The 20,395-nt window shown below is 71.8% G+C and carries 24 protein-coding genes and 1 riboswitch; of the genes, 13 read left to right on the plus strand and 11 right to left on the minus strand.

Translation table 11 applies throughout. The features are described 5' to 3' along the window. The first annotated feature begins 50 nt into the window (after window positions 1–50). The 7 genes from ACIBEF_RS05670 to ACIBEF_RS05700 all read left to right on the plus strand — a co-directional run bounded on the left by ACIBEF_RS05670 (window position 51) and on the right by ACIBEF_RS05700 (window position 4,227). A complete protein-coding gene (locus ACIBEF_RS05670) occupies window positions 51–998 on the plus strand; it encodes a metal ABC transporter substrate-binding protein (RefSeq protein WP_396791485.1) in 948 nt (315 codons plus the stop codon). Continuing rightward, window positions 995–1,756, plus strand: coding sequence for a metal ABC transporter ATP-binding protein (locus tag ACIBEF_RS05675; RefSeq protein WP_387354551.1), 762 nt, complete (start codon window positions 995–997; stop codon window positions 1,754–1,756). Before ACIBEF_RS05670 ends, ACIBEF_RS05675 begins: the two co-directional genes overlap by 4 nt. Window positions 1,757–1,759: 3 nt before the next feature. Further along, window positions 1,760–2,626, plus strand: a complete 867-nt coding sequence (locus tag ACIBEF_RS05680) for a metal ABC transporter permease (protein ID WP_396791487.1) — start codon at window positions 1,760–1,762, stop codon at window positions 2,624–2,626. Window positions 2,627–2,669: 43 nt separating this feature from the next. Continuing rightward, on the plus strand, window positions 2,670–2,969 hold the full coding sequence (locus tag ACIBEF_RS05685) for a metalloregulator ArsR/SmtB family transcription factor (RefSeq protein ID WP_088988100.1): 300 nt from the start codon (window positions 2,670–2,672) through the stop codon (window positions 2,967–2,969). Continuing rightward, entirely contained in the window at window positions 2,966–3,364 is a 399-nt protein-coding gene (locus ACIBEF_RS05690) for a Fur family transcriptional regulator (protein ID WP_091409697.1), read from the plus strand. The genes ACIBEF_RS05685 and ACIBEF_RS05690 overlap by 4 nt, the downstream gene beginning before the upstream one ends. Window positions 3,365–3,441: 77 nt before the next feature. Beyond that, window positions 3,442–4,050, plus strand: a complete 609-nt coding sequence (locus ACIBEF_RS05695) for a hypothetical protein (protein WP_355009249.1) — start codon at window positions 3,442–3,444, stop codon at window positions 4,048–4,050. A 9-nt stretch (window positions 4,051–4,059) separates the two neighbouring features. Further along, window positions 4,060–4,227 (plus strand): hypothetical protein, encoded by a 168-nt coding sequence (locus ACIBEF_RS05700; protein ID WP_167493739.1) that lies wholly within the window; start codon window positions 4,060–4,062, stop codon window positions 4,225–4,227. A gap of 67 nt (window positions 4,228–4,294) precedes the next feature. On the opposite strand, the gene ACIBEF_RS05705 is transcribed toward ACIBEF_RS05700, so the two are convergent. The 4 genes from ACIBEF_RS05705 to ACIBEF_RS05720 form a co-directional block, all read right to left on the minus strand. Beyond that, window positions 4,295–6,292 (minus strand): acyl-CoA dehydrogenase family protein, encoded by a 1,998-nt coding sequence (locus ACIBEF_RS05705; RefSeq protein WP_396791490.1) that lies wholly within the window; start codon window positions 6,290–6,292, stop codon window positions 4,295–4,297. A gap of 104 nt (window positions 6,293–6,396) precedes the next feature. Beyond that, window positions 6,397–6,900, minus strand: a complete 504-nt coding sequence (locus ACIBEF_RS05710; RefSeq protein ID WP_396791492.1) for a DUF6328 family protein — start codon at window positions 6,898–6,900, stop codon at window positions 6,397–6,399. Window positions 6,901–7,037: 137 nt separating this feature from the next. Next, entirely contained in the window at window positions 7,038–7,787 is a 750-nt protein-coding gene (locus ACIBEF_RS05715) for a sugar isomerase domain-containing protein (RefSeq protein ID WP_396791494.1), read from the minus strand. Window positions 7,788–7,840: 53 nt separating this feature from the next. Continuing rightward, on the minus strand, window positions 7,841–8,671 hold the full coding sequence (locus ACIBEF_RS05720; RefSeq protein ID WP_396791495.1) for an alpha/beta fold hydrolase: 831 nt from the start codon (window positions 8,669–8,671) through the stop codon (window positions 7,841–7,843). A gap of 106 nt (window positions 8,672–8,777) precedes the next feature. Next, a riboswitch (TPP riboswitch) is annotated at window positions 8,778–8,882 on the plus strand. Between the two features lie 74 nt (window positions 8,883–8,956). Between ACIBEF_RS05720 and ACIBEF_RS05725 the strand changes: the two genes are divergently transcribed. From ACIBEF_RS05725 to ACIBEF_RS05735, 3 genes are all read left to right on the plus strand, one after another. Further along, window positions 8,957–9,550 carry an ECF transporter S component gene (locus tag ACIBEF_RS05725; RefSeq protein WP_210786970.1) on the plus strand — a complete coding sequence of 198 codons (594 nt, stop codon included), beginning with the start codon at window positions 8,957–8,959 and terminating at the stop codon, window positions 9,548–9,550. Between the two features lie 121 nt (window positions 9,551–9,671). Further along, window positions 9,672–11,102, plus strand: coding sequence for an ABC transporter ATP-binding protein (locus tag ACIBEF_RS05730; RefSeq protein ID WP_396791497.1), 1,431 nt, complete (start codon window positions 9,672–9,674; stop codon window positions 11,100–11,102). Further along, window positions 11,099–11,899 (plus strand): energy-coupling factor transporter transmembrane component T family protein, encoded by an 801-nt coding sequence (locus tag ACIBEF_RS05735; RefSeq protein ID WP_396791499.1) that lies wholly within the window; start codon window positions 11,099–11,101, stop codon window positions 11,897–11,899. The genes ACIBEF_RS05730 and ACIBEF_RS05735 overlap by 4 nt, the downstream gene beginning before the upstream one ends. 607 nt (window positions 11,900–12,506) lie before the next feature. Here the strand turns inward: ACIBEF_RS05735 and ACIBEF_RS05740 are convergent. Further along, the gene (locus ACIBEF_RS05740) at window positions 12,507–12,992 is read right to left on the minus strand and encodes a hypothetical protein (protein WP_396791501.1); all 486 of its coding nucleotides are present in this window, start codon (window positions 12,990–12,992) and stop codon (window positions 12,507–12,509) included. Window positions 12,993–13,281: 289 nt separating this feature from the next. Between ACIBEF_RS05740 and ACIBEF_RS05745 the strand changes: the two genes are divergently transcribed. Then, window positions 13,282–13,578, plus strand: coding sequence for a thiamine-binding protein (locus ACIBEF_RS05745; protein ID WP_030336432.1), 297 nt, complete (start codon window positions 13,282–13,284; stop codon window positions 13,576–13,578). A gap of 189 nt (window positions 13,579–13,767) precedes the next feature. Then, the gene (gndA, locus tag ACIBEF_RS05750) at window positions 13,768–15,210 is read left to right on the plus strand and encodes an NADP-dependent phosphogluconate dehydrogenase (RefSeq protein ID WP_357207810.1); all 1,443 of its coding nucleotides are present in this window, start codon (window positions 13,768–13,770) and stop codon (window positions 15,208–15,210) included. Between the two features lie 199 nt (window positions 15,211–15,409). Here the strand turns inward: gndA and ACIBEF_RS05755 are convergent, their stop codons facing one another. The 5 genes from ACIBEF_RS05755 to recO form a co-directional block, all read right to left on the minus strand. Continuing rightward, a complete protein-coding gene (locus tag ACIBEF_RS05755) occupies window positions 15,410–16,171 on the minus strand; it encodes a pirin family protein (RefSeq protein ID WP_396791503.1) in 762 nt (253 codons plus the stop codon). Continuing rightward, on the minus strand, window positions 16,168–16,395 hold the full coding sequence (locus ACIBEF_RS05760; RefSeq protein ID WP_357227752.1) for a thioredoxin reductase: 228 nt from the start codon (window positions 16,393–16,395) through the stop codon (window positions 16,168–16,170). The genes ACIBEF_RS05755 and ACIBEF_RS05760 overlap by 4 nt, the downstream gene beginning before the upstream one ends. Before the next feature lie 168 nt (window positions 16,396–16,563). Then, window positions 16,564–16,749: a hypothetical protein gene (locus ACIBEF_RS05765; RefSeq protein ID WP_030336441.1), complete on the minus strand. Its 186-nt coding sequence runs from the start codon at window positions 16,747–16,749 to the stop codon at window positions 16,564–16,566. A gap of 71 nt (window positions 16,750–16,820) precedes the next feature. Further along, on the minus strand, window positions 16,821–17,633 hold the full coding sequence (locus ACIBEF_RS05770; RefSeq protein ID WP_393222706.1) for an isoprenyl transferase: 813 nt from the start codon (window positions 17,631–17,633) through the stop codon (window positions 16,821–16,823). Window positions 17,634–17,637: 4 nt separating this feature from the next. Further along, entirely contained in the window at window positions 17,638–18,504 is an 867-nt protein-coding gene (gene recO / locus ACIBEF_RS05775) for a DNA repair protein RecO (RefSeq protein ID WP_396791506.1), read from the minus strand. A 78-nt stretch (window positions 18,505–18,582) separates the two neighbouring features. On the opposite strand from recO, the gene ACIBEF_RS05780 reads away from it, so the two are divergent. After that, window positions 18,583–19,416 carry a DUF4097 family beta strand repeat-containing protein gene (locus ACIBEF_RS05780; RefSeq protein ID WP_396791508.1) on the plus strand — a complete coding sequence of 278 codons (834 nt, stop codon included), beginning with the start codon at window positions 18,583–18,585 and terminating at the stop codon, window positions 19,414–19,416. Window positions 19,417–19,495: 79 nt separating this feature from the next. Here ACIBEF_RS05780 and era read toward each other — a convergent pair whose 3' ends face one another. After that, window positions 19,496–20,392, minus strand: a complete 897-nt coding sequence (gene era, locus ACIBEF_RS05785) for a GTPase Era (RefSeq protein WP_396791605.1) — start codon at window positions 20,390–20,392, stop codon at window positions 19,496–19,498. Window positions 20,393–20,395: the final 3 nt, after the last annotated feature.

Genomic DNA, 20,395 nt, shown 5'->3' on the forward strand with positions numbered 1-20,395 from the left:
CAATCATGCGTTTTTGACAATCATTATCGTTGCCACGGACAGTTGACGACATGACCAACCGCGCCACGTACCGTGTCCTGGCCGCCGCGACCGCCCTCCTCGCCCTGGGCGCTGGAGCCGGCTGCTCCACCGGCGGTGCCGCCGGCGCCGACCCCCAGCGAGTCGACGTGGTGGCCGCGTTCTACCCCCTCCAGTTCCTGGCCGAACGGATCGGCGGCGACGCGGTCCGGGTCACCAACCTGGCCAAGCCCGGCGCCGAGCCGCACGACCTGGAGCTCAACCCGAGCCAGGTCGGAGAGGTCAGCGACGCGGAGCTGATCGTCTACCTCAAGGGGTTCCAGCCGGCCGTGGACGACGCCGTGGCCCAGAACGGCGGCGACCGGGCGTTCGACGTGACGAGCGTGCAGCCGCTGTTGGACGCGTCCGCCGGCGGGCACAACCACGAGGGCGAGGAAGAGGGTCACGCCGAGGAGGGCGGCGGCAAGGACCCGCACGTCTGGCTCGACCCGACCCGGTTGGCCGGCATCGGCGACCAGCTCGCCCAGCGGCTCGGCAAGGCCGACCCGGACCACGCCGCCGACTACACCGCCCGGGCGACTGCCCTGCGCGCCGACCTGACGGCACTGGACGGCGAGTTCAAGCACGGTCTGGCGACCTGCCAGCGGCGGGAGATCGTGACTAGCCACGCCGCGTTCGGATACCTCGCCGACCGCTACCAGCTCGACCAGGTCGGCATCACCGGGCTGAGCCCGGACGTCGAGCCCTCGCCGCAGCGCCTCGCGCACGTGATCGAGGAGGCCAAGGAGCACCAGGCCACCACGATCTTCTTCGAGACCCTGGTCAGCCCCAAGGTGGCCGAGACCATCGCCGGTCAGGTCGGCGCGAAGACCGCCGTGCTCGACCCGATCGAAGGGCTCGCCGCCGGCAACAACGGGGACTACCTTTCGGTGATGCGCACCAACCTGCGGACCCTGCAGACGGCCTTGAGCTGCTCGTGACCTCACCTGTCATCACCGTCGAGCACGGGGTGGTCGGCTACGACGGCCGCCCCGTGCTCCGGGACATCTCGCTCACCGTGACCGCCGGCGAGGTGGTCGCCATCCTCGGCGCCAACGGCTCGGGCAAGTCCACCCTGATCCGCGCCGTGCTCGGGCTGGTGCCGATCAGCGCCGGCTCGGTCACCCTCTTCGACCGGCCGTTGCGCCGGTTCCGGCAGTGGGCACGCATCGGGTACGTCCCGCAACGCCTGGGCGCCGGCGGCGGCGTTCCGGCGACCGTCCGGGAGGTGGTGGCCTCCGGCCGGCTGGCCCGTCGGGGGGTGCTTCGTCCGCCGGGTCGAGCCGACCGGGCCGCCGTCGACGCCGCGCTGGGCGCGGTCGGGCTCGCCGACCGGGCCGGTGACCCGGTGTCCACGCTCTCCGGCGGCCAGCAGCAGCGCACCCTGATAGCCCGCGCCCTGGCCGGCCAGCCGGAGCTGCTGGTGCTCGACGAGCCAACCGCCGGGGTGGACGCGGCCAGCCAGGAGGCCTTCGCCGGCGCGCTGCGCGACTTCGTCGCCGACGGCGGAACGGTGCTGCTCGTCGCCCACGAGCTGGGCCCGCTGCGACCGGTGATCAGCCGAGCCGTCGTCGTGCACGAGGGTCGCATCGCCCACGACGGCGCGGTGCCCGACCCGGCCGGCCATCACGCGGAACCCGACCACGACCACGTGCACCCGCACTGCTACGACGAGCCCGCCGGGCTGTGGAGCAACTGACCCATGGAACTCTTCCAGTACCCCTACATGCAGCGCGCCCTGATCGGCGCGCTGGTGATCGGCCTGGCCGCGCCGGCGCTCGGCATCTACCTGGTGCAGCGCCGGCTGGCGTTGATCGGCGATGGTGTGGGGCACGTGGCGCTGACCGGCGTCGGCGCGGGGTTGCTGCTCAACCGCTCCCCGGTGCTGGTCGCGGTGATCGCCGCCACCATCGGCGCGATCGCCATCGAGATCGTCCGGGCCCGTGGCCGTACCTCCGGTGATCTGGCTCTGGCTCTGCTCTTCTACGGCGGCATCGCGGGCGGCGTACTCCTGGTCGGCCTCTCCGACGCGACCAGCGCGAACCTCAACGCCTACCTGTTCGGGTCGCTGACCACCATCTCGCCCGCCGACCTGACCACCATCGCGGCGCTCGGCGCGGCGATCCTGGTCACGATGATCGCGTTGCGGCCGGCGCTCTTCGCGGTCAGTCACGACGAGGAGTACGCCCGGGTCTCCGGTCTGCCGGTCCGCACGCTGAACCTGCTGATCGCGGTCGCCACGGCGGTCACCGTGACCATCGCCATGCGGGCCGTCGGCGTGCTGCTGATCAGCGCGTTGATGGTGGTGCCGGTTGCCACCGCCCAGCAGGTCACCCGGGGTTTCCGCAGCACGATGGCCGCCGCCATGGCGCTCGGGCTCTTCGCCGCCGGCTCGGGTGTCTGGGTGGCGGCCACGGCGGACACCGCGCCGGGCGCCTCGGTGGTACTGGTGGCGATCGCCTCGTTCCTGGTGGTGGCCGTGGCCGGCGCCGTCTGGCGGGTCGTGCGCCGCCGGACGACGCCGACCGCCGTACCGACACCGGAACCTCACGAGGTCGTGCTGAGCTGAGCCTGGTCAGCACGACCTCGGTGGTATTGGTTACCGTTGCAGGATGACCAGCGCGACGGGCTACGACGGGTTCGACGGGGCCAGCGAACTGCTCCGCGCCCTGTCCGCTCCCATTCGGCTGGCCATCGTCAGCGAGCTGGCCGACGGCGAGCGGTGCGTGCACGAGTTGGTGGAGAAGCTCGGCGCGGCGCAACCACTGGTCTCCCAGCACCTACGGGTGTTGCGCGGAGCGGGCGTGGTGCGCGGCTCCCGCCGAGGCCGGGAGATCGCCTACAGCCTGGTCGACGAGCACGTCGCGCACATCGTGGCGGACGCGGTCAGCCACGCCGGGGAGGGATCATGAGCGAGAGCAGCGCCGCGGTGCGCAACACCCGGCAGCGTTCGGCGGTGAGCGCGCTGCTGGGCGAGATGGAGGGCTTCCACAGCGCCCAGGACCTGCACGCGATGCTGCGGCAGCGCGGCGAGCGGGTCGGCCTGACCACCGTCTACCGCACCCTCCAGGGGCTCGCCGACGCCGGTGAGATCGACGTGATGCGTCCGCCGGGAGGCGAGCACCTCTACCGCCGCTGCAGCGAGGGGCACCACCACCACCTGGTCTGCCGGGTGTGCGGGCGTACGGTCGAGGTGGCCGGGCCGGCCGTGGAGAGCTGGGCCGACCGGGTCGCCGCGCAGCACGGCTACGCCGACGTCAGCCACACCCTGGAAATCTTCGGCACCTGCCCGACCTGCCCGCGCTGACCACCAGCCCGGTCGATCGCGATCCGGGCTCACGTCACGGGTGCCCCGCGAAGGCCGTTCGTGACACGCTGTCCGGCGTGAAGATCTATGCCGATCGGTTTCCGACCGCCGCCCGTCAGTTGCTCACCGACCTGCTCGTCGTCGCCTGGGTGTACGTGGCGATCCGCGGCGCGCTGTGGCTGCACGACCTGGTGCAGAAGCTCGCCGTACCCGGACAGAAGCTGGAGGGCGCGGGCAGCGGCCTCGCCGACAACCTCGCCGAAGCCGGCGGGAAGGTCGGCCGGGTGCCACTGGTCGGCGACGAGCTGACCGCTCCGTTCCGGCAGGCCGCCGACGCGGCCCGTGGGCTGGCCGACGCCGGCCGCGACCAGCAGCACCTGGTCGACCAGCTCGCCCTCGCCCTCGCCGTCGCGGTGCTGATCTTCCCGCTCGGCATCGTGCTCTTCGGTTGGTTGCCGCTGCGGCTGCGCTGGATGCGCCGAGCCGGTTCGGCCGCGAAGCTGGCCGTCGGGCCGGCCGGCCGGGACCTGCTCGCCCTGCGCGCCCTGGCCACCCAGCCGCTGGGCCAACTGACCCGGATCGGCCCGGACGTCGCCGAGGCGTGGCGGCGCGGCGACGACGCGACAGTCGACGCCCTGGCCGCGCTGGAGCTGCGCCAACTCGGTCTACGCAGCCGGGGCCGCTAAAGTCGTCGGGTGTTCTACTTCCTCGTCGTCATCGCCGTCCTGCTGCTCGGCTACGCCGCTGTCCTGGTGTCCTTCCTGCGCCGGGGCAAGAAGATTCCACCTGCGGCGTACCTGGCCCTGGCCGGGCTCAACGGTCTGATCCTGGCGGGGGTGCTGGCCTGGGCGGTCTCCCGCTGACCGAAGCCGCCGACCCGCACGGCGGCCAACCCTGCCGACACGCATCGCGGCCGACCTGCGGCGGGGTTTACGGCTTTGGCGGGATGCGGCGGCGGACGTCCTCGGAGGTGGACGGACCGGGTGACCACGGGGCCACCCAGGGCAGCTCCTCGGACGGGGTGAGCACGCCCTCCTCCAGGCTCGCGTAGCGCCCGGCGAGGATGCGCTTCGCGGCGGCGGTGTCGACCGAGTCGGTGTTGTCCCAGAGGCCGGCGAACAGGGCGTCCACCCGCACCCGCGCCTGCCGGCAGAACAGGTCGGCCAGCTCGACGTTCTCCGGGCGGGTGTCCCGTTCGGCGGAGGCCCGGACGCAGACCGCGGACATCGCGAACAACTCGGCGCCGATGTCCACCACCCGGCCGAGGAACGCCTGCTTGCGCTCCATCTTTCCCTGCCAGCGGGACATCGCGTAGAACGTCGACCGGGCCAGCTTGCGCGACGAACGCTCCACCTGGCGCAGGTGCGCGGCGAGCGGGCCGAACTCGGCGTACGCCGAAGGGCTCTGCCCTCGACCGACGGCGAGCGTGGGCAGCCACTTCGCGTAGAAGGCGCCCGCTCGCGCGCCGGCTCGGGCCTTGCGGCCCAGCCCCGCGTCCGGGTCGATGATGTCGCCGGCCACCGACAGGTGGGCGTCGACCGCCTCCCGCGCGATCAGCAGGTGCATGATCTCGGTGGAGCCCTCGAAGATCCGGTTGATCCGCAGGTCGCGTAGCATCTGCTCGACGGCGGCCGGGCGTTCGCCGCGGGCGGCCAGCGAGTCGGCCGTCTCGTAGCCGCGCCCACCTCGGATCTGGATCAGCTCGTCGGCGATCTTCCAGGCCATCTCGCTGGCGTACAGCTTGACCAGTGCCGCCTCGATCCGGATGTCGTTGCGGTCGTCGTCGGCGAACAGGCAGCAGAGGTCGAGCATCGTCTCCATGCCGTACGTGGTGGCGGCGATGAAGGAGAGTTTCTGCGCGACCGCCTCGTGCTCGCCCACCGGCCGTCCCCACTGGACCCGGTCGGCGGCCCACCCTCGGGCCACGTTCAACGCCCACTTGCCGGCGCCCACGCACATGGCCGGCAGTGAGAGCCGGCCGGTGTTCAGCGTGGTCAGGGCGATCTTCAGCCCCTTGCCCTCGCCGCCGATGACGTTCTCGGCGGGGACGATCACGTCGTGGAACCGGGTCAGGCTGTTCTCCAGGCCGCGCAGGCCGATGAACTCGTTGCGCCGCTCGACGGTGATGCCGGGGCTGTCGCCGTCCACCACGAACGCGGTGATGCCGCCCCGACGTCCCTGCGTGGCCGGCACCCGGGCCATCACCACCAGCAGGGTGGCCACGATGCCATTGGTGGCCCAGAGCTTCACCCCGTTGAGCCGGTAACCGGTGCCGTCCTCGGTCGGCTCCGCGATGGTGGCCAGCCGGGCCGGGTCGGAGCCGACGTCCGGCTCGGTGAGCAGGAACGCGGACACCTCACCGGCGGCGAGCCGGGGCAGGAAGCGTTGCTTCTGCTCGGGGGTGCCGAACATCTTCAGTGGCTGCGGCACCCCGATCGACTGGTGCGCCGAGAGCAGCGCGCCGATGGCCGGGCTGACCGAGCCGGCCAACATGAGCGCTCGGCAGTAGTGCAGGTTGCTCAGCCCGAGCCCGCCGTACTTCCGGTCGATCTTCATGCCGAACGCGCCGATGTCGGCCAGGCCGTGGAACACCGAGTCGGGTATGGACGCGTCCCGCTCGATGGCCTCACCATCCACCTCGGAGGTCAGGAAGGCGCGGAACCGACCAAGGAACTCCTCCGCGCGGGCCACGTCGTCCGGGTCGGATCGGGGCCACGGGTCGATCAGGTCGAGCCGGAACCGGCCGAGGAACAGCTCCTTGCCGAAGCTGGGCCGGTCCCAGGTGGATTCGCGGGCGGCCTCGGCGACCTGCCGGGCTTCCTTCTCGGTGACCTGACCGGCTTCGGCGGGCAGCGGCGCGGCGGCACCGGCCGTGGTTTCGGAGTCGGGGCCGTCCGGTGCCGGTCGGCCGTTCTGCGTCGTGGTCACGGCTGCCCCCTCGAAGCTCGGTGCGGCTGCGTCGACGTGCGCGACTACCACCACGCTACCCCCGGTTGTTACCCAGGGGTAGCGCTGCGTGTAGATCGACGCGATCAGTGGCCGACGGTCGTGTCCGGGTCGTCGTCATCGTCTTCGATGTCGTCCTCACCCCAGTTGCGCCGGGCGAACGGCAACACCATCCAGAAGGTGAGGAACCAGAGCCCGGTCAGGGCGCTGAGCAGGAAGGCGATCGGCCGGTCCAGCACGAAGTCGGTGATCAGCAGCACCGCGCTGACCATGGCGATCAGCATGAAGGCGAGGCCACCGGTCGCCATCCGGTGCGCGAAACGGACCAGCTCCGGTTTGCGTCCCTGCCGGAACAGAGCCCGGTGGAACGCCACCGGCGAGATGATCATCGCGGTGGCGGCTGCCGCCGCGAGCAACGCCACGATGTAGACGTCGCGCTGGAACTCGGTGGTCTCGGTGAACCCGTTACTGAACGGCAGGGTGAGCAGGAAGGCGAAGAGGATCTGCACGCCGGTCTGGGCGACCCGCAACTCCTGCAGCAGGTCGGCGAAGTTGCGCTGCCAGCGCTGCTTCTCGGTCTCCTTGGACACGCGCTACCTCCGGTGAGACGCTACTGCCGGCGGTCCCGCCCGCCGGCAGCAACGCCAATGCCCCACCCGGCCGAGCGCGAAACAGGTTCACGACATCTGCCGTTCATCTCGGCGACGCACGTCGGCCGCCGGCGGCCTCAGGACCCGCGTCGGATCCGGCCCGCGTACCGCGCTTCCAGCTCGTTGTTGTGCGCGTCGCCGTCCGGGATGTTCGCCGACAGGTAGACCGGGGGCCGCTCCCCCGCCGCCAGCAACCGCGCCACCACCTCCACTGTCACCTGCTGCGCCAGCAGCGCCGCGGTGATCGAGGAGACCGCGCCGACCGCGCCACCACCGGGCAGGGGCAGCGTCGCGTCGCCGTACGGCGCACCGTTGTCGAGCACCACGTCGGCGAGGTCGCTCAGCTTGCGCCCGGACGGGTGCCGGGAGGCCATGTGGCCGGAGTGCCGCGCCGAGGTGATCGCCACCAGCCCGTGACCGTGCTCCTTCACCAGCGTGGCGAACTCCACCATCGCGCCGTTGACGCCGGAGTTCGAGGCGAGCACGAAGACATCGGTGGGGCGCACCGGGGCCAGCTCGTAGAGACGGTGCGCGACGGCCGGGTCCCGTTCCAGCAGCGGGCCCAGCCGGTCGGCCGGTTCGCCACCGAGCAGCACCAGGTCGCGTAGCGCGATCCGGTTGGTCGGCACCAGACCACCCGCCCGTCCGGCGATCTCCATGGCGAGGGCCTCCGAGTGCCCGGTGCCGAACGCGTGCACCACGCCGTCGGCTCGGACGGCCTCGGCGATCAGGTCGGCAGCCCGCCCCACCGCCTCCCGCTGACTGGCGGCCACCCGGCCGATCGTCTCGGTCACCACGGCCAGGTAGTCCTCGGCACTCACCGTCATACGTCCTCCGTCGTTCGGTTGCGAGCCAGCGGCCCGTTGCTGTCCACTGCTGCTCAGGCCGTCCCGCCGGCTCGGGCCAGGATCGCCTCGGCGAGCGGGGCCGGCGCCGCGTCCGGGATCCAGTGACTCACCCCGGGCAGCTGCACGAAGCGGTAGTCGCCGGTGACGTTCTCCGCGCACGCCTCGGCGGCGGTCCGGCCGATGGCGACGTCCCGGTCACTCCAGACGTACGTGGTGGGCACCGCTACCGGGCCGACGCCGGCCAGGTCGGCGCGGGACATCGCCCGGTACCAGTTCAGCGCGGCCGTCAGCGCACCCGGCTCACGCATCGGGTCGGCGTACCGGTTCACCCGGGACGTGTCGCCCACCCCGCCGAGCATCTTGCGCAGCGCGGTGGCGTGCCACGCCAGCAGGACCTTCTCCGCCTTGTCCGGCTTGCGGAACAGGGCGATGTACGACGAGCGCGCCTTCTGCTGGGCGTCGTTGCTCAGGGCGTACGCCATGGCCGCCGGATGCGGTACGGACACGGCGGTCAGCGTGTGGACCCGCTCGGGGTGCCGGGCGGCAACCGCCCAGGCCACGATCGCACCCCAGTCGTGGCCGACCAGGTGCACGGCGTCCAGCCCGAGCGCGTCGAGCACCGCCGCGACGTCGGTGACGAGTTCGGGAATCCGGTAGTCGGCCACCACCGTGGGCCGGGCGCCGGGTGAGTAACCGCGCTGGTCCAGCGCGTACGTGCGCAGCCCGCCCGCGTGCAGCGCCGGCACCACGTCGTCCCACTCGCCGCTGTGCTGGGGGAATCCGTGCAGCAGCAGGACGGGTACGCCGTCCGTCGGACCGCCGACGGTCACCTCGAACGTGAAGCCTCGCGCGTCAACCCGCATGATCGGAAGCCTACCCAGCCGGCGGTCGGCCGCTCGCTCCCGCAGGTCAGGCGGATACCCTGCTGGGCCCGCGCCCCTGGTGGTGTTAGCGTCAGCGAGACAACTTCATATCCGACAGGGGAGCGCACAGCGCTGAGAGTGCGGGCACGCCCGCAGACCCTCGAACCTGATCTGGGTAATGCCAGCGCAGGGAGTTCGGTCGACCTCCAGCCGCGCCGCAGTCCGGTGCCACCGGACGCGGCGTGCGTCTTCTCCTGGTTCGCACTCACGAACTGGGAGCACCACATGACATCCACCACTGACACGCACCGTTGGCGCACCATCGACATCGTGGTCGCCTCGGTGATCGCGGTCGCCTTCGGCGTCATCTTCTGGGCCTGGGGCCTGGTCTGGAGCGCCACCGAGGGCGCGTTCGCCTTCTTCCCGCCGGCGCAGACGCTGCTCTACGGCGTCTGGCTGATGCCGGCGGTGATCGGTGGGCTGGTCATCCGCAAGCCCGGCGCCGCGCTCTACTGCGAGACCGTGGCCGCGGTCCTGTCCGCGCTGCTGGGCAGCCAGTGGGCCGGCACGGTCATTCCGCAGGGCATCGTGCAGGGCATCGGCGCCGAGCTGGCCTTCGCCGCCTTCCGGTACCGGTCGTTCCGCCTGCCGACCGCGGTGTTCGCGGGCGCGCTGACCGGCCTCAGCGCCGCGCTGTTCGACTTCTTCGTCTGGAACGTCGACTACGCGCTGACCGACTACCGCATCCCGTACGCGCTGCTCACCATCGTCAGCGCCACAGTGATCGCCGGCCTGGGCGGTTGGCTGCTGACCAACGCCCTGGCCAACACCGGCGTCCTGGACCGCTTCCCGGCAGGTCGAAACCGAGCCCTGATCTAACCCCCACCAACTCGCGTCGATCATGAGGTTGACGGGCGGATGGATCTCCACAACCACCGTCAACCTCATGATCGACCGTGCAGGGTGGAGCGGGGGCGCACGGCTGGGAGGGGGTGGTTCGGTGGGCGGGGTACTGCTGCGGGGGTTCGGGTGGCGGCACGCTGGGCGGCGCGCCTGGGCCGTGCGGGGAGTTGACCTGCGGGTCGAGGCTGGGGAACGAGTTCTGCTTCTTGGGCCCTCCGGGGCTGGCAAGAGCACACTGCTCAGCGCCCTGGCGGGACTGCTCCCGGAGGACTCCGGCGAGCAGGAGGGCACCGTCGAGATCGACGGGCTCGACCCCCGCAAGGGGCGGGAACGGGTCGGCATCGTCTTCCAGGACCCGGAGACCCAACTGGTGATGGCCCGCTGCGGCGACGACGTCGCGTTCGGGCTGGAGAACCGGGGAGTACCGGCCGACGAGATCTGGCCCCGGGTGGACGAGGCCCTGCACCGGGTCGGCTTCCCGTACTCCCGGGACCGCCACACCGCCGCGCTCTCCGGCGGCGAGCAGCAACGCCTCGCCCTGGCCGGCGCGCTGGCCCTGCGCCCCGCCCTGCTGCTGCTCGACGAGCCGACGGCCAACCTCGACCCCGCCGGGGCCGAGCTGGTCCGGCACGCGGTGGCCGGCGCGCTGGACGCCGACACCACGCTGATCCTGGTCGAGCACCGGGTCGCCGAGGCACTGCCGCTTGTCGACCGGGTGGTCGTCCTGGAACCGGGTGGCGGCGTCCGCGCGGACGGCCCGCCCGAGGCGGTCTTCGCCGCCCACGGCGCCGCCCTGGCCGCCGAGGGGGTCTGGGTGCCCGGTCACCCCATCGCGCCCCGACCGGCCACCGCCAGCCCCGGGGAGCTGTTGCTCACCGCCGACCGGCTCGGCCTGCCGCCCCGGCTGGGCCCCACCGACCTGGCGGTACGCGCCGGTGAAGCACTCGCCGTACGCGGACCGAACGGTGCCGGCAAGTCCACCCTGGCGCTGCTGCTCGGCGGTCTGCTCAGGCCGGGCAGCGGGCACGTCACCGCGACCGCCGAGCTGGCCGGCTCGGACCACCGCACTCCCCCGCACCGGTGGCGGGCACCCGCGCTGGCCCGACGCATCGGCTCGGTCTTCCAGGACCCGGAGCACCAGTTCGTCACCAGCACCGTCTTCGACGAGTTGGCGCTGGGCCCGCGCCGCACCGGTCAACCCGAGGCTGCCGTCAAGGAGACCGTGGCCGGGCTGCTGGAACGGCTACGGCTGGCCCGGCTCGCCGCCGCCAACCCGTACACCCTCTCCGGTGGCGAGGCGCGGCGGCTGAGCGTGGCGACCGCCCTGGCCACCGCGCCACGTCTGCTGATCTGCGACGAACCCACCTTCGGGCAGGACCGGCGGACCTGGCGAGAGCTGGTCGACCTCTTCGCCGACCTGCGCGACGCCGGGCACGCCGTGGTCACCGTCACCCACGACGCGGACTTCGTCACCGCGCTCGCCGACCGCACCGTCACCCTGCACCGAACCCCGGACGACCACCGATGATCAGCATCGAACCGGTCGCCGCGCCAGACGCGCCGCTGGCCCGCCGCAACCCGGTGGCGAAGGTCGCCGCCGCGCTGGTCTTCTCGTTCACCCTGCTGGCGACCCTGGACCCGGTGGCCCCGGCAATCGCCATCGCCCTCGAACTGGCCGTCCTGCCGCTGTTCGGCATCCGCTACCGGGTGCTGGCCCGGCGGGCCTGGCCACTGCTGCTCAGCGCCGCCGGCATCCTGGTCACCCTGGTGCTGTTCGCCGCCGACCGGTCCGGCCGGGTCCTGCTGGACGTGGGACCGGTGCTGGTGAGCACCGGCGTCCTGGTCACCGCGCTCGGCCTGGTGCTGCGGGTGTTCGCGGTGGCCCTGCCCGGTGTGATCGTCTTCGCGACCACCGACCCCACCGACCTGGCCGACGCGTTGATCCAGAACGCGAAGGCGCCGGCCCGGTTCGCCATCGGTGCGCTGGCCGCGTTCCGGCTGGTCCCGCTCCTCGGCCAGGAGTGGCAGATGATCACCATGGCCCGCCGGGCGCGCGGGGTGGACGCCGGCCGCGATCCGGTGGCCAAGCTGCGGCTGTTCGCCTCCACCGCGTTCGCCCTGCTGGTCGGGGCGATCCGCCGAGGCACCCGGCTGGCCGTGGCGATGGACGCCCGCGGATTCGACGCCGGCACACCCCGTACCGTCGCCCGGCGGCAGCACTTCACCCGCGCCGACGTCCTCCTCGTGGCCGGAGCTGCCGTACTCGCCGCAGCCGCCCTGACCACAAGCGTCATCCTGGGCACCTTCCGCCCCCTCATCAGCTGACCCCGCCCCGCGCCCCGCGCCCCGCGCCCGCCGCCCGCCCCTGCCCGCCCGCCGCTAGCCGCACGCCACCGCCTGGCAAGCCGCCCGCTGCCCCACCGCAAGTCGCCCCGCTGCCAGCCGCCCGCCACCGCCGGCAAGCCGCCCACCGCAAGCCGCCCGCTGCCAGCCGCTCACCGTGCCGGCCAGCTGCCCGCCGCACCTGCCAGCCGCCTGCCCGCCGCCCGCTGCCCCTGCCAGCCGGCTGCTTGCCCGCTGCCCCTGCCAGCCGGCTGCTTGCCCGCTGCCCCTGCGAGCCGGCTGCTTGCCCGCCCGCTTCCCGCCGACAAGATCCGCACAACATCAGGGATGTAGTGGCTTCGCTGGCGAAGGAGGCCACTACTTCCCTGATGTTGTTGTCACCACCCGCCGCCCACGCGCCATCCCCGTCGATCTTGCAAATCCTGTCGTCGATTCATCCATGTATGCCGAGTATGCGAGCGCAGAAAGTGCAAGATCGCGGGACGGGGTGGGGCGGGACGGGGTGGGGTGGGACGGGGTGGGGCGGGGCCAGGCGGGACGGGGTGGGGTGGGGCGAGGTGGGTGGGTGGGATGGGGCCGGGTGGCTTGGTCAGCTGCGACGGAAGGCGTAGCGGCGGGCCTGGCCGGCCTGCTGGCTGCGGCCGCCACCGGAGCGGTTGCCGCCGCCCTGTGGTGGCCCGGCCGTCGGTGCCTTAGGTCGGCCGGTCGCCTTCGGGAGATCACCCACCGAAGGCGCGTCGACAACCGCTGGCACATCGACCGCTGCCGGCACCGCCACCTCGTCCGGCACCGCCACGTCGTCGGGCGCGGAGGCCGGCAACGCCGACCCAGCCCGCAGCGCAGGCTCCACCAATGTCGCCGGCAACGCCGACCCAGCCCGCAGCGCCGACCCAGCCCGCGACGCCGACCCAGCCCGCAGCGCAGGCTCCACGAGCAGGGCCGGCAGGGCCGGTTCGACCGCGAGGTCGAGGGCCGGGAGGGCGGTTGGCAGCGGGCCGTGGCCGGCCGCCGGGTCGACGCCGAGGGGTGTCGCTCTCGGGGTACGGGTCTTCTTCGGGTTACGCCTGGCAGGCATCCGGGCCTCCTTCAATGCCGACCGGCACGGCCGGTCCCGCGCTGCGGCGGTCGGTCGGATCGGCTGGTGACCGCCGTTGCGCGACGGTCGAGTGGGGAAGGGACTGCTCACCGGGCCAGGCAGGGCCATCGCCACCGAACGGCGGGGTGGGAATGCGCGACGCCCGGGAGCGCACGGACCGCGACGCGGGGCGGCGGGCCGGCTCGGAATTGGGGCGTCAGTTACGCATGTTCGTACCGTAGCCACCGCCCGACCGACGCGCATCCGTTTTTACTGGCACGATCGGCAGATGCTGATCGCGTTCTCGATCACCCCGCTCGGCGGTGACGACTCTGTGGGTGACCTGGTCGCCGAGGCGGTGCGGGTGGTCCGTGCGTCCGGCCTGCCCAACCGGACCGATGCCATGTTCACCACCGTCGAGGGCGAGTGGGACGAGGTGATGGCGGTGGTGAAGCGGGCGGTCGACGTGGTCGCCGCGCGGGCGCCCCGGGTGAGTGTGGTGCTCAAGGCCGATGTCCGACCCGGGGTCACCGACGCGCTGACCGGGAAGATCGCCCGAATCGAAGCCCGTCTCGCCGAAGGCTGACGCGCGCGGCGCGCAATGACGACACGTTTCCCTGCGCGGGGCTCGCCGACCGGCCCCGAGGGCCCGAGCCGCCAGGGGCAACGTCCGCATCACGTGCAGTAACGGGACGTCGATCACTGGCCCGTATCGGCTCACATCACGGTAAGTTTCCAAGCGCTGATAGTGGTGTGACGAGAGGTGGCGGCACGAATGGCTGATCAGGCGAGGGCACAAATCGGTGTGACCGGGCTGGCGGTGATGGGCCGCAACGTGGCCCGCAACCTGGCCCGCAACGGCTTCACGGTGGCAGTGCACAACCGCTCGCCGGAGCGCACCCGCAGCCTGGTTGCCGAGCACGGCGACGAGGGCACGTTCCTGCCCGGCGAGACGATGGCCGATTTCGTGGCGTCACTGGAACGACCCCGCGCGGTCATCGTGATGGTGAAGGCCGGCGCGCCCACCGACGCGGTGATCGACGAGTTGGTGCCGCTGCTCGACGAGGGCGACATCATCGTCGACTGTGGCAACGCACACTTCGCCGACACCCGTCGCCGTGAGGAGGCGCTGCGGGCCCAGGGGCTGCACTTCAGCGGCACCGGCGTCTCCGGCGGCGAGGAGGGCGCGCTGCGCGGGCCGAGCATCATGCCGGGCGGCTCCGCCGAGTCGTACGCCAAGCTCGGGCCCATGTTCGAGAAGATCGCCGCCCAGGTGGACGGCGTGCCGTGCTGCATGCACGTCGGGCCGGACGGCGCCGGGCACTTCGTCAAGATGGTGCACAACGGCATCGAGTACGCCGACATGCAGCTCATCGCCGAGGCGTACGACCTCCTCCGGGCCGGCCTGGACGCGACGCCCGCCGAGATCGCGGAGATCTTCCGGGAGTGGAACAACGGCGAGCTTGAGTCGTTCCTCATCGAGATCACCGCCGACGTGCTCGCGCACACCGACGCGGCGACCGGCCGGTCGTTCGTGGACATCGTGCAGGACCGGGCCGAGCAGAAGGGCACCGGTCGGTGGACCGTGCAGAGTGCCCTGGACCTGGGCATCCCGATCACCGGGATCGCCGAGGCGACCTTCGCCCGTTCGCTCTCCGGGCACGTCGACCAGCGCGAGGCGGCCCGCCGGGCGTTCCCCGACGCGGGTGAGAAGTGGCAGGTGACCGACCGGGAGACGTTCGTCGAGGACGTCCGCCGGGCGCTGCTCGCCTCAAAGATCGTGGCGTACGCGCAGGGCTTCGACCACATCCGTGCGGGCAGCCAGGAATACAACTGGGACATCGACCTTGGCGGCACCGCGACGATCTGGCGGGGCGGCTGCATCATCCGGGCCCGCTTCCTCAACCGGATCCGTGAGGCGTACGACGAGCAGCCCGACCTGCCGACGCTGCTGGTGGCGCCGTACTTCGCCGAGGCGGTCAGCGCTGGCGTGCCGAGCTGGCGGCGGGTGGTGGCCGACGCGACCCGGGCCGGTGTGCCGACGCCCGCGTTCTCGTCGTCGCTGGCGTACTTCGACGCGTTGCGCGCGGAGCGGCTGCCCGCGGCGCTGATTCAGGGTCTGCGGGACAACTTCGGCGCGCACACCTACCAGCGGGTGGACCGCGAGGGTTCGTTCCACACCACCTGGGCCGCCGACCGCACCGAGTCGCCGGCGTAGCTGAGGCGGCGCCCGGTTCGCGACGCCCCGCGCCCCGCGCCCCGCGCCCCGCGCCCCGCGCCCCGCGCCCCGCGCCCCGCGCCCCGCGCCCCGCAAGATCGTGCTTGATCCAGGATGTAGTGGCCTCCCTCGCCGTGGAGGCCACTACATCCATGTTCAAGCGTGATCTAGGGAGACGGCAGGTACGAACCGGTAGCGGTCAGGCGACCGTGGCGTGCATCTCCCAGACGAGGATCTCGGCCGGTTCGTCGGCGCTCACCCGCCGGCCACCGGTCATGGTGAGCCGGGCGGCGTCGCCGCTGCCGAGCGGACCACTGCCCTCCAGGGTCACCGTGCCGTTGGGCACGTAGAGGTGCACGTAGGGCGCGTCCGGAATGGTGACCTCGTCGCCGGGGGCGAGACGGGCGGCGTGCAGGGTCGCGTACCGGTTGCGGATCCGGATCGCGGACGCGCCGTCGTAGCGGTCCATCCCGGACGCGATCGGCACCAGGCCCCCGCGGAGCAGCTCGTCCTCGATCTCCAACTGCTCGTAGCCGGGGTCTACGCCCTGCTCGTCGGGGAGCACCCACATCTGCACGAAGTGGACCGGGTCGGTGTGCGGCTCCTGGTTGTTGAGTCGCCAGGCGTCGTTCTTCTCCGAGTGCAGGATGCCGGTGCCGGCGCTCATCCGCTGGGCCAGACCCGGGTAGATCACCCCGGAGTGCCCGGTGGAGTCCTGGTGCACCAGAGAACCGCGCAGCACCCAGGTCACGATCTCCATGTCCTGGTGCGGGTGGGTCTCGAAGCCGGCGCCCGGCCGGACCACGTCGTCGTTGTTGACCAGCAGCAGGCCGTGGTGGGTGTTGGCCGGGTCGTAGTGCCGGGAGAACGAGAAGGAGTGCTTGGAGTCCAGCCAGGAGATCCGGGTGGCGAAGCGATCATCGGCACGACGGACGTCGACGGCGGGCGCCGGCGCGGTCACCAGGCACGCTGCCCGGCGTCGGGGGTCGACGGCGCCCAGGTCAGGGCCGGCTCGCCGCTGGCCAGTTCGGCGATCTCACCGGTGCGCAACTGGGGTGTGTGGCCGAACTCGGCGCAGTGCTGCTCGGCGATCTCGGCACAGATCTCGGCTACCTGCTCGCAGATCGGGTCGCCCAGGTCGGCGGCGTTCAACGCCATGATCATCTTGAAGCGGAGATCCCGCATCTGGCCCCCAACCGCCGTCGTCCCACCACCTCCGGACCCTACCCGCCGCCTTTGCGCAGGACCCCGAAACGAGCGCACCCACCCGCACAGGCGGGGTGAGTTGGTGGGGACGCGACGGCGCCGCCCGCACGGGAGTGCGGACGGCGCCGAGGACAGATAAGGGATCGGTCAGAAGAAGCGGCGGCGCTTGGCCTTCTGCGGACGGATCAGGTCCGCACCCTTGGTCAGCAGCCGGGTCGCCCCGGAGGGACCACGCCGGGCCTCCAGGGTGTGGCTGAGTCGGCGGGCACCGGCCGCGGCCAGCGGCACCGCGATAGCCATCACCGCCCACTGGGCAATGCGCTTCTGGATCATGTGGGTTCACCTCCGTCAGTGGCTTCTGACGTCTCTGATACCCAGAGTGACGTGCGGGTAAGCACGTCGGCTCAGATAACCGGGGCGACCGGGTTGGGCAGCGCGCCGCCGAAGCGTCGGTCCCGCTGGGCGTAGAGCTCGCACGCGTACCAGAGGTGGCGGCGGTCGAAGTCGGGCCAGAGCGTGTCCAGGAAGACCAACTCGGCGTACGCGGTCTGCCAGAGCAGGAAGTTGGAGATCCGTTCCTCACCGGAAGGGCGCAGAAACAGGTCAACCTCCGGGATCTCCGGGTGGTAGAGGTACTTCGCCACGGTCTTCTCGGTGACCTTCGCCGGATCCAGCCGGCCGGCCGCCACGTCCCGTGCGATCGCGGCGGCGGCGTCACCGATCTCGGCCTGCCCGCCGTAGTTGACGCAGAACTGCAGGGTCAGCGTCGAGTTGTCGCGGGACATCTCCTCGGCGGTCTGCAACTCGGTGATCACGCTCTTCCACAGCCGCCCGGGTCGCCCGGACCACACCACCCGTACGCCCAGGTCGACCAGTTGGTCACGGCGGCGACGGATCACGTCCCGGTTGAACCCCATCAGGAACCGGACCTCGTCGGGCGAACGCCGCCAGTTCTCGGTGGAGAACGCGTACGCCGACAGGTACGGGATGCCCATCTCGATAGCGCCCTCGATGGTGTCGAAGAGGCTGTGCTCCCCCGCCTCGTGCCCCTTGGTGCGGGGCAGCCCGCGGTCCTTGGCCCAGCGGCCGTTGCCGTCCATCACCACCGCCACGTGCTTCGGCACCGCGTCGCTGGGCAGCGCCGGCGGTCGGGCCCCGGACGGGTGTGGCACCGGCGGGGTCGGCTCGCGCCGGCCAGCCTTCTTCGATCGGATCACTCGGTCACTCCCTGTTCGCGCCGTCCGCCCCGGCCTCGACGTCGCCGCGCGGCCGGAGCACCACGGCCCCGGTGCCTTCCGGCGGAGGGGCCGTGCCGGCCGCCGAGGGACCCCGGTCGACCAGCGGCAGCGAGCGTAGCGCGCGCTCCAGGTGCCACTGCAGGTGAGCCGCGACCAGCCCACTGCACTCTCGACGTACGGCGGCGTCGGTGGCGTCGGCGATCACCCAGTCGCCGGAGGTCAGCGCGGACATCAGGTCGATGGTGGCCGGGGCGGGATGAGCCGCCCCGGGGGGCCGACAGTCCGGACAGACCGCGCCGCCGGCCGGAACGGAGAACGCCCGGTGCCGCCCGGGCGTGCCGCAGACCGCGCAGGCGATCAGCGCCGGCGCCCAGCCGGCCAGGGACATCCCGCGCAGCAGGTACGCGTCGAGCACCAGGGTGGTGGCGTGCTCGCCCCGGGACAGCGCCTTCAGCGCACCGATGGTGAGCTGGAACAGCCGCAGCGACGGCTCCCGTTCCACCGGGGTCAGCCGCTCGGCGGTCTCGGCGATCGCGCTGGCCGCCGTGTAGCGCGGATAGTCGCCCAGGAACCGTTTGCCGTACAGGTCGATGCCCTCGACCTGGCTCACGGTGTGCAGTGAACTGCCGTGGTTGCCCTTAGGGTCGCCGGCGAGTTGCAGGTCGACGTGGCCGAACGGCTCCAGCCGGGCACCGAACTTGCTGGTGGTGCGGCGGATCCCTCTTGCCACCGCGCGTAGCCGGCCGTGCCGGCGGGTGAGCAGGGTGATGATCCGGTCGGACTCGCCGAGCTTCTGCACACGCAGCACCACCGCGTCGTCGCGGTAGAGCTGTCGGCGATACCCGGCCATCGGGCCATTCTCCCTCGGGGTGTGAAATCAGGGTTGGTTCGGGGTGCAAGCGCGGTTGAACCCCGATGCGGCGGCGTCGTGCCCGACCGTAGCGTGCTGGTCATGGCCCTGCACCTGACCACCACCGCCCGCCGTCGTCGCGTCGCCGCGCCCGTCGCGCTGGGGCTCGCCACCACCCTCATCGTGCTCGCCGGGTGCGACAACCTGTCGTTCCGTCGGCTCGACTACGACAACACCGAGGCGGCCCGGATCACCACGGTCCGGGTCTCCGGGGGTTCGGGCGACGTGGTGATCCGCGGCACCGGCGCGGCGTCCGAGGTGCGGATCAAGCGAGTGGTTCGCTACCAGGGCGGCGAACCGGACAACACCCGCTACGAGATCAAGGACAGCGAGTTGGTGCTGGACACCGACTGTGGCTCGCGATGCAGCATCTCCTACGAGGTGACGGTGCCGGAGGGTGTGGCGGTGAAGGGCGAGACCAGCTCCGGCAACGTCGAGCTGAGCCGGGTCGGCACCGTGGAGCTACAGGTCAGCTCGGGCGACGTGCGGATCTCCGGTGCGTCGGGCGCGGTCGGCGTGGAGGCCCGGTCGGGCAACATCGAGGTGAACGAGGCTGCCGCGGCGGTACGGCTGCGCGCCTCGTCGGGAGACATCACCGCACGCCGGTTGGGCGGCACTGTCGACGCCGGGGCCAGCTCGGGCAATGTCAACGTGGAGCTGGACAAGCCCGCCTCGGCCCGGGTCCACGCCTCCAGCGGTGACGTCACGCTGGTGGTGCCGCAGGGCAGCTACCGGGTCAGGTCCAACGCCGACTCCGGCGACGAGACCGTCACCGTCGCCGACAACCCGGCGGCGTCCCTGGTGCTCGACGGTTCGGCTGACAGCGGCAACCTCACGATCAGCGAGCGTTGATCTCAACCGAACGTGAACATCCCCGGCTGCCCGACCGAAGGCGACAGTGCCGCCGGTCGGGCACCGCCGACGAGGTGGGTCAGAAGCCCAGCTTGCGCAGTTGCCTCGGGTCGCGCTGCCAGTCCTTCGCGACCCGCACGTGCAGGTCGAGGTAGACCCGACCGCCGAGCAGTTCCTCGATCTGCTTGCGGGCGGTGGTGCCGACCTCCTTGAGCCGACTCGCCTTGTGCCCGAGCACGATGGCCTTCTGACTGGGCCGCTCCACGTACAGGTCGGCGTAGATCTTCATGACCTGCCCCTCGGGGATCATCTCCTCCACCACCACGGCGATGGAGTGCGGCAGCTCGTCGCGGACCCCCTCCAGGGCGGCCTCCCGGATCAGCTCGGCGACGAGCACCTGCTCGGGATCGTCGGTGAGCATGTCGTCCGGGTAGAGCTGCGGCGACGGCGGCAGGTACTTGGTCATCACGTCGACGAGGGTGTCCACCTGGTGCCCGGACACCGCGCTCACCGGCACGATCTCGGCGAACTCCCCCATCTTGCTGACCGCGAGCAACTGCTCCGCCAGTTGGCGCTTGTCCACCAGGTCGGTCTTGGTGACCACCGCCAGCACTGTCGCCTTCAACTCGGCCAGCTCGCCGGTGATGAACTTGTCACCGCGCCCGACCGGCTCGTTCGCCGGGATGCAGAGGCCGATCACGTCGACCTCGGTCCAGGTGGACCGCACCAGGTCGTTGAGACGTTCGCCGAGCAGCGTACGGGGGCGGTGCAGGCCCGGGGTGTCGACGAGGACCAGCTGCGACTCCGGTCGGTGCAGCACCGCCCGGATGACGTGCCGGGTGGTCTGCGGCTTGTTCGAGGTGATGGCGATCTTGGTGCCGACGATGGCGTTGGTCAGCGTCGACTTGCCGGCGTTGGGGCGACCGACGAAGCAACCGAACCCCGCCCGGTACGGACGCGCCTGCGGATCCTGCACCGG

The organism is Micromonospora sp. NPDC050795, assembly GCF_044456785.1.
Taxonomy (GTDB): domain Bacteria; phylum Actinomycetota; class Actinomycetes; order Mycobacteriales; family Micromonosporaceae; genus Micromonospora.